Genomic DNA, 15,246 nt, shown 5'->3' with positions numbered 1-15,246 from the left:
ACCCAAGTTGGGGGCGCCATTTGGCGTCTTTTTTTAGTTTTGCTCCATAGGCATTTAGCTTAGATATTGAAGTAACCCTAAAACAAAAAATAAGCTGCCCATTTGGAAAACTTATGTACATCATTTTCAAATGCGGGAGTTCCATCTTTCAAAACTAACCTATTAAATAAGGTTAGATGTATAAACTATATTAGTATCGGAATACTCTCGACTTGGGGTTACCGTAAATGCTTTCTCCCAATCATCCATATCGATAAATGACTTACTTCTGATCAATTTGCCTTTGTAGTTCTTCGTTTAAAAGGAGCTAGTTTTACATACGATAAAGCACTAAAAAACTGTGCACAAAAACCTGCATGGTAACAAGTTTTTGGCACAGTTCTATTATTTAATCCCTTTCATAAGTACCTGAATCTTTGGAGCCATGAAATATAAAATAACACTTAAAACAATGGATATTCCGCCAATTACACCGAAATAAATAATCTCTGTTTCAGGATTATATAATCGAACAAGCTGCGCATTGATAGCTTGTGCAGATGCACTCGTTAAGAACCATAAACTCATTGTTTGAGCAGAGAACGCTGCTGGTGCTAGTTTTGTAGTAATAGATAAGCCGACAGGTGATAAACAAAGTTCCCCGATTACGACTAAAAGGAAGCTAATGATTAACCAAATTGGGCTAACAAGGGATTCGGTACCATGGATATATGCAGGAATAATCATCACTAAGAATGATAAACCAGCAAATAATAAACCGATAGCAAATTTATTTGCTGTACTTGGTTGGCGTGCATTCAGCTTTACCCAAAGCCAAGCAAATACTGGTGCTAGTAAAACAATATAAATAGGGTTTAAAGATTGGAACCATGAAGATTGAACCTCAAATCCTGCAAAGTTTAACTGCGTACGTTGATCAGCATAACTAGCTAAGATGATTGCTCCCTGCTCTTGAATCGCCCAAAACATTGTAGCAGCGATAAATAGTGGTATGTAAGCAATTAAGCGAGATTTTTCAACTTCTGTGGTCTTTGGACTACGGTACATAAAGACAAAGTAGCCTGTTGGAATTAGAATACCTAAGATACTTACAAGCAAAGTAAATCGATCAATCGTTAAAATACCTGTTGGAATTGTTAACACACAAACTAGTGCAATTGCGATAATACCAATACTAAACTGTATAAGAACCTTTTTTCTTTCCTTGTCTGTTAAAGGATTTGGTACTTGCGTTCCTGCTAATCCTAGATTTTTCTTTTTCGTAAGAACATACATAATTAATCCAAATAGCATACCAATTGCTGCCACACCAAAACCTAAGTGGAAGTTATACTTTTGACCAAGTGTTCCAATCACAAACGGTGATAATAGTGCTCCTAAATTAATACCCATATAGAAAATACTGAAACCTGAATCACGACGAGTATCTGTTTCACTATATAAATCACCAACAATACTAGATACATTTGGTTTTAATAACCCTGTTCCAAGTACTAAAAATACCATTGAGATAAATAATGTACTAACCGTTCCTGGTAGAGCTAAGATGAGATGACCAATCATTATTAAAACTCCACCCCAAAATATTGTTCTACTTGAACCTAATAGGCGGTCAGCAATCCACCCACCAATAATGCCTGACATGTAAACTAACGAACCATAGATAGCCATAATGGATGCAGCTGTGGCATGATCCATCCCTAAGCCACCTTTAGAAATAGAATAGTACATATAGTAAAGTAATATTGCTCTCATTCCATAGTAAGAAAATCGCTCCCAAAATTCTGTAAAGAATAAAGTAAATAGTCCTTTGGGATGTCCAAAGAAACCATTTTGCGGAACGCTGCGAATAATATCGCTTTTGTTAAGCTTCTCCATAGAAATACACTCCTAATATACAGATATAATGATTCTAATTAAGTATATAACAAAAAATAGAAAATTTAAACAAATATTAATTCGTTAAATGATTAGATTTTTTAGAAAAAACTAATTTATATATTGTTTTTAATGTTGATTTCATTTAAATTATATAATATAGATATAATAATTCGAATGTTAATACTGTATAAATATAAATACAAATGTAGGAGGATTTACATATTGTCAATGAAAGTCATTGCCATAGAAGATATTTATCAAGAAATATTGGATGGAAAACGGAAACGATTCCCTCCAAATACTTGGAAAGAAGATATCGATAATAAGCTAGCCCGCAGAGTAATCACATATTTATTACACAGTATCTTAAAATGGGATAAGGAAGACATCAGAAAAAAATGGAACACTCAATTACTTGTAAAGTATAAATTACGAGGATTACTCAAACATAGATACGAAAATAGCCCTTTTAAAGCAATAAATGATTTATACCCAAGTGAGTTTAAAGAATGGGAGTTTGGTATGACTCCTTTAAATTTTTGGACGAAAGAAAAGGCATTAACGATTTTGAGATGGATGATTGAAGAAAAAAAAGGTTTATCGAACGAAAAGCTCTTACGCGTATACGGCAAAAAATGGTTGGAGAAAAACAAACTTAGTGCCCCTCTGGCTATGTACTGGAATAGTAGTCCGTTTGCAATGATTAACGATTTGTACCCTAGTCGTTTTAAAGAATGGGAATTTCTCATGACGCCCAATAACTTCTGGACAAAAGAAAAAGCATTAGAAGCATTGAAATGGACCATTGAAGAAAAAGAAAAATTAACGCCCGAACAAATACTGGATGTATACAGTATAAAGTGGCTAAAGACTCACAGATTAGCGTCTCCATGCCAATTAATGTGGGGAAATAGTCCATTTAAAATGATAAACGACTTATATCCCGGTCGCTTTAAAGAATGGGAATTTAAAGTTACACCAGTTGGCTTTTGGTCCAAATGTAAAGCACTAGAAGCATTAAGATGGACCATTGAAGAGAAAGAAAAACTGGATGAAAAACAGCTATTAAACGTATTTAATCAACGATGGCTCATAAAACAAAAATTACGGACACCCTTACAACGCTATTGGAAAGGAAGCCCCTACGGGATGCTTATTGCTTTATATCCAAATCGTTTTTCTAAAGGTATGTTAAAAGGGTATTGTAATAATTAAAGTGGAAATGTAAGTATGCAGAGACGCCCTTTGGTGTCTCTTTTTGAAATCCTATTTGACACTCCCACGGCTAAAGCCGCAAGTCCTACACCTTACGGTGTAACGGATGGGATTCTTGAATGACTAAGCATTCGCAGTCCATTTCTGTTTTGAACAGCCTTCAAGATGAGGGTGTGCCATCACCCCTCCTAAGACAGACCATATAGGTTCTTAGGCTGATTGACTATTACCGCCAACCACAGTTGCGTAGCGAATATTCATCGCCCCAACGATATCACGATGTTTCTCAAATCCACATTGGCACTTGTATTTTCTGTCTTGTGCCTTGTTCTTTTCAGAACATTTCGGACATGTTTGACTTGTATAAGAAGGGTTCACATATTCGACCTTTATGCCAACTAATGTCGCTTTGTACTCGATGAATTGTGCTAAACGATGGAATGACCAAGTGTGTAGATTTTTTTCGTTTTTACGGCTTGTTCGTGCCGTCTGTCTAATGTTCGTTAGTTGCTCTAATCGAATGACAGAAATATTATTATCCGTTGCAAAATCAACGATTACACGACTTACTTTGTGGTCTTGGTCTTGCATCCATCTTTGTTCTTTATCCTCAAGTTGACGAAGGGCATTCAGTTTCTTAGCTTCTCCTAACTTCTTGCGAACACTGCGAAACTTACGTTTCATAAATTTGTTTTGCCTACCGTTCCCGAAGAAACGAACTTTATCATCATCTGTGATGGCTACCGCAGGAACTTTAAGACCTAAGTCTACTCCTAAAATCTTTGTTCCCGTTTTTTCGTTTGTAGGAATCGTGACAGATATTTGAGCAATCCATTTAGCAGATTTCTTCGTGATACGGAGTGTACCTAACTTGTGCTTCAACAATTCAAAATTGCGATTATATTTGTCTATTAATAAAGCGCGAACCTTTAAACGAGTTGACTTTCCGTTTACCATAAACGGAATTGAAATGTGCGTGAAGTCAAATGAATAGTTTTGGTTATTCCATACACAAACAGGTCTTTTTAGAATCGGAACGATTTTGTATTTACTCTTTTTCACCTTTGTAGAAAACACACTTTTCGCATCTTTAATTGCTTGATTTTTCACCGCACTTGGGATATTGGCTTCAATATCCTTTGTACTTTTCTTCGTGCTTTTCTTTGATTCAACCATTTCAGATACAAGGGCATTAATGACTTTTATATACTCGTGGCTACTTTGTTCCAATAGCATGATTTGTTGTTTTGTTGGAAGCAATTTAACTTTAACTGTGATGGTTTGTGGCACAAGTTTCACCCCCTCGTTTTTTGATTTTCAACATAATGTTTTATTGTCTCACTTGATACATTTCCAGCAGTAGAAACAAAATAAGAACGCGTCCATAGGCTCGGCAAGTGTTGAAGATGAGGAAACTCTTCTCTCAAACGTTTTGATGTCACTCCTTTAATTTTTGCCATTGTATCAGCAGGACTAAGTGTTGGTGGTGTATTTAAGAACAAGTGAACGTGGTCTTTGTCGCATTCCATTGCAACAATAGAAACATCCAATTCTCCGCATATTTCTTGAACCAACTCTTTGAAACGTTCTTCTACTTTTGTATTAAGAAAAATCTTTCTTCTATATCGTGGGCAAAACACAAAATGATAGTTAATTAATGACACGGTTGTTTTAGTTCTTCTATAATCATTCATCATGTTTGCATTGTATCAGTTTGATTATAAAACTGCAACAAGAAAGAGAAAAAAATAAAAGATACCAATATTTTGGATACTTAGAGTGCGACAAACCTTGCGGTTTTTAGTAGCACTCCTTATCCAACCTCCCTTTCATCCCCTGCCTAAACGCGAGGGGCTTTCTCGTTCGGGAAGGGCTGTAAAGTCCTATTGTTATATACAGGCAGGGGTGGTTTCACAAAATAGATTTTTGGATTTACCCATTTATTAAGATTTAATTTTATACCAAGAATAAAAGATTTATCGGATTCAAAATCATTTACAATAGATAGAGCAATATACTCTCCCTTTAGAAAAATGAAACAATTCCGCCTTAAATTGACTTTGTATAATCTTAACTTGATAACAATGTCGCGCTAGCCAAAATACAAATATCTTCTTCAAAAAAAGAAAAGCGGTAACTAATGTATGACTGTGACCTAGTTTTACCTAACTTGGATTGAACCCCCTTGTTGTAGATTTTTATTTTAATATTAATAATTTCGGTACATGAAATTACTAATATTAAAATAAAAAAAGGCTCCCCTCAAAGGAGCACATTACATTACAAAACACTTAAGAAATTCTTCTAATAACAGCTCTACTTAAGATTTGGAGTATGGTTATAACTCATCCACCCCTGTTTGTTACGATAAATCATTGGCCGAAGACTATTCTTTTTCTGTATATTATTTCAAACTCTTTAGATTTTTTCTTTTTGTGAAATTTACCTCAAAACAAATTAACTAGATAACAAATTAACTAGATAACAAAACGTAAAATAACAATGCAGCTGCCTCTTGTCGTTTCATACTTTGTTTTGATAGATAATCTGCTGATCCATCTTCATTATATATAACCTCAGGCCCTACTAAACCATGACCTACAATGTTTTTCACAGATTCTATGGCCCAATCATCAGTTTCTCCCTTTAATATTGCAACTGCAGATGGCGCTCCTAACATTTTTAAATACTGCCAGGTAATCCATGCTGCTTCTTGTCTAGTAATTGCACGGTCTGGATGGAATTGTTCCCCTTCTTTTTCATATAAAATACCAATTTCATATAACTTTTGAATATGTGGTGCATACGGATGATTTTTCACATCAGAAAACACTGGTTCTTTTTTGAAGGTGGCGTAAAGTAAGCAATTTGAGATAACCAATATGCAAATTCTGCTCGTGTAAGAGAAGATCCTGGAGTGAAATCCCTCTCCTTATTTGCTTGTAATCCCTCGTATTGATGTAAAGGATTTTTGAACTACCCCCACTTTCACTTCGTTTAGAAGTGAGGGATTCCTAAGTAAAGAGTTCTATCGAACTCTAATTGATTAGGCTAACACCGCAGTCCTTGCGGTTAGAAGCCTTATTGCTTCATTCTTAAAAATAAAAAAATGTGAAATTTTATATCATTATGTAAGACATTTAATATCAAATATATTACATTCACTATGAAATTAGTTTATTTATAGGATTTCTATAGATAAACAAGGTACTAAATTGACTCTTAAGAAGTCATAACATTATATTTGTCTAAAAATTGAAAAAACATGTGTAGATATATATCATCTTAAATACATATATAATTAATTTTAATGCTCTGACATAATTCCACATCATTCTTAAACCAGTTTTTTGTGCATTATGAAATAAAATATTACACAATGTCAGTCTTTAAAAGATTATATATCAAAACTTTTAGAGAGGAAGAAAAACTATGAAGATGAAAAGGAAAATCATGATGACAACAGCACTTGCAGCAACATTAGCTACAGGTGCACTACCTACCACATCAGTGTTTGCTGTAGAAAAAGGGGCTCCTATCCAACAAAACGAGGAACAAATGGGTATTCAACCATTAGCACAAAATAATTTAGAAACAGCTGTTAATGCTGCCTTAAATGGTCCAGAAGTCAAAAAAATAAAAGTATTCGAGCATGAATTTAACGTTAAAGAAATAGAAGTAGTAAATCTAGGTGCAGGAAAAAAATATGTTAAGGGACAAATTTCTCATCACTTAAGTTTCCGTCCAGATGATCAATTTTATTATGAGTTTACTGTGCAAGACGGAAAAGTAGTAGATAAGCCTGTATTTAGTATTGATAGAGGTGGTTGGACACCATTTGCTGCTCCACTTTTATCAATTCTTGCTGCTTATAATGGAATTCCAGTTAATCCAAATGATTTAAATACACTTGGTCAGCAGATTGGTAAAGTTATAGATGGAAGCTGGGAACATGCAGCCCAATCAATCGCAACTGTAGTTAGTCTAAGTTTTAATGAGTAGAATTTTTCAATTTTTATTAGCATTATAGGGATTCATTTTTTGTAATCAGCCTTGTTATAAGAGATTCTAAAACAGCTATTAATAAATTTTTACCACTCATTCACATTATCTTGATTTGTTTACAACCTTATCATTCATTATATGTCACAAAATAGAAGTCTTTTTTAGGACTTCTGTTTTGTTTGTATACAATGCGATAAACAGGTGTTTTTTGGAGGCTATACTTCGATTTTTCAAGAATACGTTTGCTATTAGGTACAATTCATAAAAACAAATTATTAAAGTCCCAAATAACTTACTCCCCCTATTTTTAATTATTTTCAACTCTAAAAATTTATTACCTTAAGAATGAAAAACAATAAATATAGGAAAAATCATCTAGCATTATTTAAAAGTCAGGAGAGATCAAATGAAGAAAATAAAAATGAGAAATTTCATTAAAATTAGCATCCTCACTTGTATTACACTAGCAAGTTTAAGTACACCATCTACTATTTTAGCTGATAGTCATTCAGGTTATTCCTATGAATCCAATATAGGATATCAAAATCCAGCGTGGATGTCGAAAATAGAAGATTCTACAAAATTAAGTGAAATATCTATTCCAGGGACTCACGGTACAATGGCTTTACATGGAGCAAGCTTTCTTGATGAAAATTTGACAAGAAATCAAACTATGAGTCTATCCCAACAATTAAATTCTGGAATCCGATATGTAGATATGCGTGTTAAACGTGTAAAAGATTCTTTTGCAATGTATCATGGCATTGTAAATCAAAAAGCTGTGTTTGAAGATGTATTAAAAGAGACAATTCGATTTTTAAAAGATCATCCAACAGAAACAATATTAATGCGCCTAAAAGAAGAAACTACTCCTGAAAGTGGATCTCAATCATTTGAGGAGATATTTTTAAAATATAAAAACGTTAATGCTTCATATTTTTGGGATCCTAATTCCGTACCAACTTCAGATAGAAATAACCCTGCTTTAGGAGATACCCGCGGGAAAATTGTAATCTTACAAAACTTTACATCCACTCAATTGTACGGTATTGATTACGAAGGTTTGAATATACAAGATAAATTTGAAATTGGAAGCGGACCAGACAAAATATATGCAAAATGGATTGCGATAAAAACCCATCTACAAAATGCAAATACTAATTTTAATAATGGAAAAATTCATCTCAACCATTTTAGTGGTACGGGAGGCGCAGCAGCATTTTTAAATAATGTATATCCTTGGTTTGTTGCAAGCGGAAAAGAGAGCAGAAATACTGATAGTAGTCCTAAATTGATTCAAACGAATTCCACAAATGCATGGAGTGATTTCCCTCGCGATAGAAACGGACAAGTATACTATGGGGGAATGAATACACTTGGGACCGAACTCTTACAACAAGGCATAATTAAACATTCTGGTATCATCGCAGCTGATTTTCCTGGTCCAGGTTTAATTGATAGTATCATTGAATTAAATGGTATACATTCTAATGAAAAAGAAATATTAATTTCGCAAATACCATCTGAATCTAGTCCTTTATCCGGGCAACAAAATCGATCCAGTCAAAATTTTAAAATTGATAGCTTACCTGTAGGTACCAAAGAATTAAAATGGGTTATTGAGCCTTCAGAAAAGGATTATCCTTCTACTATCTCTTTCAATGTAATGATTGATGTTTCCCTAGGAATAGATTCTACTCGTTGGAAAAACATTTCACATGGATCTAGGACTGAAGCTTACACAAATACTAAATATTATATTGCAAGTCCAATTGGTGCCACTAGCAAATTCACAGTGAAAATATATGCTATTACAAATTAGAATATAAAGAATCCAAATGGAATTCCTTTTTGATGGAATACCATTCGGATTCTTTTTTGATTTTAATTCGTAAACATTAGGATGATGATTAAATTTATTAATATACCATTTAAACCATTAGATAATTCATGTTTGGAACGACCCTTACTTTTTAAAGAGAAATTCAAAATTGTTAACTACCTTTTCCATCTTATCATTTATTCAAAACTGGCTTCCAAAGCGATAAGGCAAAAATCCAATTTGAGTCACCATTTCCTTGATGATCTTGAACCGCTTCATACACTTTTCCCTCATGTACTACTCTATCACCCTTAGTATATGCTTTTCTTGCATCCCATTTTTCATATGTGGAATCCTCTGATTTTGTTGTTACATTCAAAACATCACTTCTACTAGATTCATTTCCAGCTAAATCAACCGCCGTCACTACATATTTATACGATGTATTAGCCTTCAAATCTTTATCCATAAAGGATATATTAGCCGCTGTCCCAATTTTATTCATAACCCCAGCGCTTTCTCTATATACAATATAATGGTCAACACCTACATTATCTTCAGACGGACTCCACATCAAATCAACAGTTGTCGCTGTTGTACCCATACTATGTAATCCTTTTGGTTGAGTTGGAGCCTCTATATCTGGGATTGCATGTGTTGTCTTAACCTTTAGTTTTTCACTTTCTTTTGATATGTTTCCAGCAGAGTCTAATGCCTTTATTGTATAGGTATATTCCGTATCTGCTTTTAGTTTTTTATCAATAAAAGTTGTACCTGGTACCGTATCAATTACTTCGCCATTACGTAACACTTGATATTCTTTTACACCTATATTATCAGTAGAGGCCTTCCATGTTATTTCAACACTATTGGCAGAAACTTTAGAAGCATTTAATTCAGTTGGTTGACTTGGAGCTACTGTATCGGGAGTTTGATTATTTACTAGATTTACATCAATTACATTATAAAACGCATTTGACGTATCTGCTACATCCCATACAGCTAAAATAACATGATAACCATTGCGATCAGTTGGTACATTAATTGTATGTGTTAAATTATTTGATGCGGCAGAACCATCATGTTTCACAGTTCCAATTGGTTCTAATTCAGCACGTGTTAATGGTTTATTAGGATCCCATCCCTTTTTTGTAATGTAATAATGCCATTTACTTGTAGGATGTGCAGCTGTATATTTCCATGTAAAGGTATTTGCTCCACCCTTAATCGTGTTTTTGAACCAGCGATTTGATGTTTGTTGGTCAAGAATTCCTCCAAACAGTCCTCCTGCCGAAGCAATTTTTCCATCAATCGGTCCCCCATCTGGGAATCCTTTAGGTGCTTCTAGGCTTTGAGGTTCGTACATTATATTTCCACAATTTAAATTCAATGCTCCATAATTCTGACTACATAAAGCAGCACGGCTACTTGGCTTTTCAACAAATCCATGTGCATAAGCACTTTGAGGAATCATAGTAATAACCGTTACCCCTGCAGCCAGAACACAAGCACTAATTCCTTTTTTACTTTTTCTTAATCTTTCCAATTTAGATGTTAATTTCAAATTCATTCTTGTCCCCCCAATATATTATTGTTATCGCTAATATAATAGCAATATAGGGATAAACGAACAAATCACCAATTAATATATTAATATCTCTCATAAATTGGTACATTTATTATTATTTTTAATCTCCTATAAAAATAAAGTAAATACTATTACGCTATTTTGTAACATTATGTATTTAAAGAAGAATAAAAACTCCGTTTAATTTCACAAAAAATTCAAATATTAAAACAGATAATTAAATCATGTAGGAAAAATATTTTTTTATATTACAAAAAAGCAAAAAAAGTCTGAAAGAAACCGATTATATCCGTTTCTTCCAGACTTTCACTTCTTTTATAACACTCACAAATCCTTTAACCTTCAACATATACACTTGAGGTTAAAACTCACATAACTAATATAACCTATATGTTGACTAGCTTCTAAATGTTAAAATTCATAAATTAATAGTAACAGACCAATTAAAACAAGCCATTTAGCAAACACATATAATATTCTTACTAATTCAATCTAACGCTTAATTACTTATAAAATGACTTAAGGTATCTAGCTTAACTGTATTTTCTTTATTAATAACCATTGTCTATCCTGCATTTTCTTACTTTAAACAGATTATCAAGAGATTGTTAATATTTAAGGAGAAAGATTTGAAAACCCATTTTTCATTATCATATTCTAAAAATTTATTATATTATTTTTATCTAATAAGGCACAGAAACAACGGGTAAACTTCAGTGTGCTTGAGAAACGTTTTTAGGGTGAAACGTTTAAAGGGTACTTTAGTACTGAGTTTTTATTAAATGTTCCTGTACCTAATATTTAAATTAACGTATGTCAAAATATTTTACAATACGAGTGTTAAACGTTACATATTTCTATATAAAATGATACATTTCATCAGCACGCCTCCCTAATATTTATGCTAAATATAGAAAATTCAGCTCGTTAGGATTTAATTTTAGAATTCTCATAAAAGCATATGATAGATTAGGCACATAATTGTCACAAATTAATAGTCTATCTACTTTTTAATTACCTATGAAAACTCTATTACCGCTTTATTATTTACTCCTAAACCAAAGCACATCTATACCTACAATTTCTTAAAACTCTTTTAGATAATATTTCAAAAGAGTCGATAGTTTTATTTTTTTATTTTTTTATTGTACATTTGTGCATTTGATGTTAGGATTATGCCTATTAAAATTGAATCCTAACGATTCTTCTTTATAATTTCCATATTTTAATTGTTAAATAAAAATATAGATTCTGATATATATTCAAAATCAGACCGAAAATATCTTTATTTTACAATGATGTCGTAGCATACCTTTAGAATGGAAAGATATATGCAACAACGTGTTAAGGGGTTACAGGAGGAACAAAAATGAGAGACTTTTTTGATGATAAGTACAAAAATATTGAATTAAAAAGGAGGTTAATCAATTTAATAAGTGAAATTAGCGAATTCAAAGGAAAATTAGCTGCTTATCAGGAACAAAACCCTGACATATTTAATAGTTTAGAAAAAACTATACCACTACATTACATAAAAAATTTCACAACTATTTATGAGGATATAAAAGTTCCTAATAAAAGATTAAAAGAACTTATTTTAGATGATATATTACCTCAAAATATTTCTGAAGATGCTATTTTTTGTTATTATCAAACACTTTCTTTTGTACATAAAAACTCCTGTACTTTATCAATTAATCCAGCAACTATACAGGAATTACATTTTCAACTAATACATTACCTTACCTCTGACAGTGCCAAATGGCGTGAAAAACCTTTTATTATTCCGGGAGTTCCAGAACATGGAATGCACTTGAATAGTTACCGCATTCTTCCGCATGAACTTATCCCACGGTTTATGGAGCAATTATGTGATCAATACAACTCATTAAATACTAGCAAGGGGCTACATTCACTTTTATTAATAGCTCGTTTTATATTAAATTTTTATTGCATAGTCCCTTTCAATCAAGGTAATAACAGGCTGGCATTTATGTTAATGCAATTGCTGTTAATTAAGAGTGGACATACATTTGTAAAATATGTATGTTTGGATAAATATATTAAGAAAAATGAATCTGATTATTACAATTCGATTTATAAATCTTCCGTGAATTGGTACTGCGAGGAACATAATAATAGTTTTTGGTTAAAAACGTTTTTAACAATTATATTAGAGGCTTACAAAGATCTTCATAACACAGTTCTAGATTCTATATGTAAACATACTAAAGTTGAGAGAATTCAGGATTTTATACTTAAACAAAAACAACCTTTTACTAAGGAAAGTATTCGTAACACTTATCCAGACATTGCAGAAAGTACAATCAGTAAGGCTTTAAATTCCTTGCAAGTGTTTGGCCATATTAAGCTAGTTACAAAAGGAAGAAACGCAACGTGGATTAAGATTTGACCATATTTTCAATACACATGAGGTTTAAAAATTCAATTATAACCTTATCATTGAATTTCATTTTAATTTTAAGCTAATATTACTTTTTTAGTTATTTCTAATTCCAACAAAACATTTTATAGGAAAAGGTCCGCTTTCCCCCGCCTTTTCCTATAATAAAATGAAATATAAACATAAAATAATTGTCGAAAAAAGTCTAATTTTAATATTTTTTCTTTATTTTCTGGTTGTAAACGCTTCTATTTCATGTTACCATCTTAATCAAACAATAGATGGTCATAAAAATGAAAGTATTTCTTTCCCTTAGAAACATATAAACGTACGGTAATCTCAAGAAAATAAGGCCAAAGCAATATTTGATACCTACCAAAATAACTAATAGGAATTTTGCGCATATATTTTTCTGTTAATTCAGAAAAAACATTTTGTCCCTAAACAAAATTTGTTAGCGCGCAAACTTTAATTACACTAGAACACCCAAATAAATATAATGTCTTTTTAATTGAGCATTAAGATATTAAAAAAGAATTCTTCCTACAAAATTCAGCTGATGAACTTAAAGACATCTAAATTACTACCTTAAACGCCATCTATTGTTGACAATATATTTATCAACTATGAAAAAGAGCCTATCAAGGGTTCTTTTTTGTGATAATCATTCAAATTTCAATTCTATCTTGGTACTTAGATTCCCCCACAAATCACCTCTACTTTTTTGCTCTCAATTATTAATTTCCGTTCCCAATTTGTTTAAATTTGTGAATAAAATTCCATCTTATAAAAATAATAAATATAACTAATCGTTATATATTAAAGAGGTGTCAATTTTGTCTTTAAATGAAGAGATCTTAGAAACTAAAACAGATAAAAACATTGAAAAGATCCAAACAAGTAACTTAAAAGAACTTAAAAATACATTAGATAACATCTTTGATATTAGTGCAGATTTAATTGAACACCCTTTGCAATTAAAAACAAATACGAATATTCTACTATATTACTTTGAAGGCCTTACTGATGGTGTTGCTTTAAAAGGCAATGTTGTTACACCATTATTACAAGAAGTAAATGAAGACAGTCAAATATTTAATTCTAATATTATCGCTACTCATACCAAAATAGTATATACCTGGAATGAAATTAAAGAAGGATTACTTGAAGGTCAATGTGTACTATTTATGGAAGGAGAAAATCGTTCACTTCTAATAAATACAAAAGGCTGGGCAGAGAGAGCAATTCAAGAACCAATTTCAGAAGTTACTATTAAAGGATCGCATGATGGATTTATTGAGAATGCCACAAAAAATATAGGCTTAATTCGTCGATATCTTCCTTCTGCAGAGTTAAAAATCAAAAAGCTGACGATTGGAGAACGAGCAACTTCTGTTGTTTATTTAATTTATTTAGGTGACGTTGCGAATGCAGATGTAGTTCAAGAAATAGAAAACAGGATCTGTAGAATTAAAACGGATGCGGTATTAAGCATTGGTGAACTCTCTAATTTTACAAAGGATCAAAATTGGTCTCCTTTTCCACAGGCTTATTTAAGCGAACGCCCAGATGCTATTTCAAACCATATACTTGATGGAAAAGTAGCGGTGTTAATGGATAGATCCCCTGGCGCAATGATTGTTCCAATGAATTTAATTGGATTCTTTCAAACTCCAGATGATTATAATATTCATTGGCTCATTGCTTCATTTTTTCGCTTATTACGATTTGCAGGATTTATTATAGCTATTTTTTTACCCGCATTTTATATTGCTATAGTATCTTTTCACTTTGAGATCATTCCTATAGATTTATACACTTCTATTGCAACGTCAAGAGTTAAGGTCCCCTTCTCTCCCTTATTGGAAGCTTTTATAATGGAAATTACACTAGAAATGCTACGTGAAGCTGGTATTCGCTTACCACAACCTATTGGACAAACTATTGGAATTGTTGGAGGGATTGTAATTGGACAGGCGGCTGTTCAAGCTGGACTTGTGAGTAACGTTATGGTTATTATCGTATCTATTACAGCAATTGCATCATTTATTGTTTCTAATTATGATTTATCAAGTTCTATACGCCTTATCCGTTTTCCAATGATGTTATTGGCATACTTTTATGGCATTGTAGGTATTGTTAGTGGATTAATGCTCTTATTTGCTCATTTTGTTTCACTAACTTCATATGGTTCACCATATGGATTGCCAATCGCGCCATTTCGTCTCCAAGAGTTAAAAGATTCTTTTGTAAGATTTCCTATTTCTATGCTTACCAGCCGTTCGAGTACAGGGCAGCCGAAACAAAGAAAGAAAAAAGAAGGTGGTTAAC

At 32.4% G+C, this 15,246-nt stretch carries 10 protein-coding genes and 1 pseudogene; 6 read left to right on the top strand and 5 right to left on the bottom strand.

Features of this window, described 5'->3' with window-relative positions; all coding sequences use genetic code 11:
* Positions 1-384: 384 nt before the first annotated feature.
* Complete coding sequence (locus ACTFRU_RS21585; protein ID WP_139849907.1) at positions 385-1,878, bottom strand: peptide MFS transporter; 1,494 nt, start codon at positions 1,876-1,878, stop codon at positions 385-387.
* A 231-nt stretch (positions 1,879-2,109) separates the two neighbouring features.
* On the opposite strand from ACTFRU_RS21585, the gene ACTFRU_RS21580 reads away from it, so the two are divergent.
* A complete protein-coding gene (locus ACTFRU_RS21580; RefSeq protein ID WP_428004171.1) occupies positions 2,110-3,096 on the top strand; it encodes a DUF4046 domain-containing protein in 987 nt (328 codons plus the stop codon).
* Positions 3,097-3,306: 210 nt separating this feature from the next.
* Here ACTFRU_RS21580 and ACTFRU_RS21575 read toward each other — a convergent pair whose 3' ends face one another.
* Together ACTFRU_RS21575 and tnpA are read right to left on the bottom strand one after the other, a co-directional pair.
* Positions 3,307-4,386 (bottom strand): RNA-guided endonuclease InsQ/TnpB family protein, encoded by a 1,080-nt coding sequence (locus ACTFRU_RS21575; RefSeq protein ID WP_139849911.1) that lies wholly within the window; start codon positions 4,384-4,386, stop codon positions 3,307-3,309.
* Between the two features lie 5 nt (positions 4,387-4,391).
* The gene (tnpA, locus tag ACTFRU_RS21570; RefSeq protein WP_033681089.1) at positions 4,392-4,793 is read right to left on the bottom strand and encodes an IS200/IS605 family transposase; all 402 of its coding nucleotides are present in this window, start codon (positions 4,791-4,793) and stop codon (positions 4,392-4,394) included.
* Between the two features lie 225 nt (positions 4,794-5,018).
* Between tnpA and ACTFRU_RS21565 the strand changes: the two genes are divergently transcribed.
* Entirely contained in the window at positions 5,019-5,192 is a 174-nt protein-coding gene (locus tag ACTFRU_RS21565) for a Tn3 family transposase (RefSeq protein ID WP_139849930.1), read from the top strand.
* 377 nt (positions 5,193-5,569) lie between these two features.
* Here ACTFRU_RS21565 and ACTFRU_RS21560 read toward each other — a convergent pair.
* A pseudogene (locus ACTFRU_RS21560) lies at positions 5,570-6,072 on the bottom strand (S-layer homology domain-containing protein); the annotation flags it as partial.
* Between the two features lie 456 nt (positions 6,073-6,528).
* On the opposite strand from ACTFRU_RS21560, the gene ACTFRU_RS21555 reads away from it, so the two are divergent.
* Positions 6,529-7,098 carry a methyltransferase gene (locus tag ACTFRU_RS21555; RefSeq protein ID WP_139849914.1) on the top strand — a complete coding sequence of 190 codons (570 nt, stop codon included), beginning with the start codon at positions 6,529-6,531 and terminating at the stop codon, positions 7,096-7,098.
* 409 nt (positions 7,099-7,507) lie between these two features.
* Positions 7,508-8,923, top strand: coding sequence for a phosphatidylinositol-specific phospholipase C (locus ACTFRU_RS21550; protein WP_139849916.1), 1,416 nt, complete (start codon positions 7,508-7,510; stop codon positions 8,921-8,923).
* 193 nt (positions 8,924-9,116) lie between these two features.
* Here the strand turns inward: ACTFRU_RS21550 and ACTFRU_RS21545 are convergent, their stop codons facing one another.
* A complete protein-coding gene (locus ACTFRU_RS21545; protein ID WP_440037853.1) occupies positions 9,117-10,493 on the bottom strand; it encodes a lytic polysaccharide monooxygenase in 1,377 nt (458 codons plus the stop codon).
* A gap of 1,387 nt (positions 10,494-11,880) precedes the next feature.
* Between ACTFRU_RS21545 and ACTFRU_RS21540 the strand changes: the two genes are divergently transcribed.
* Both ACTFRU_RS21540 and ACTFRU_RS21535 read left to right on the top strand, forming a co-directional pair.
* The gene (locus ACTFRU_RS21540; RefSeq protein ID WP_440037852.1) at positions 11,881-12,924 is read left to right on the top strand and encodes a Fic family protein; all 1,044 of its coding nucleotides are present in this window, start codon (positions 11,881-11,883) and stop codon (positions 12,922-12,924) included.
* A gap of 827 nt (positions 12,925-13,751) precedes the next feature.
* Entirely contained in the window at positions 13,752-15,245 is a 1,494-nt protein-coding gene (locus ACTFRU_RS21535) for a spore germination protein (protein WP_000055695.1), read from the top strand.
* The last annotated feature ends 1 nt before the right edge of the window (position 15,246 follow it).

Origin of the sequence: Bacillus cereus group sp. MYBK220-1 (assembly GCF_051916445.1) — a bacterium.
GTDB classification, from domain to species: Bacteria; Bacillota; Bacilli; order Bacillales; family Bacillaceae_G; genus Bacillus_A; species Bacillus_A cereus.
This window is presented reverse-complemented; position numbering and strand designations above follow the sequence as displayed.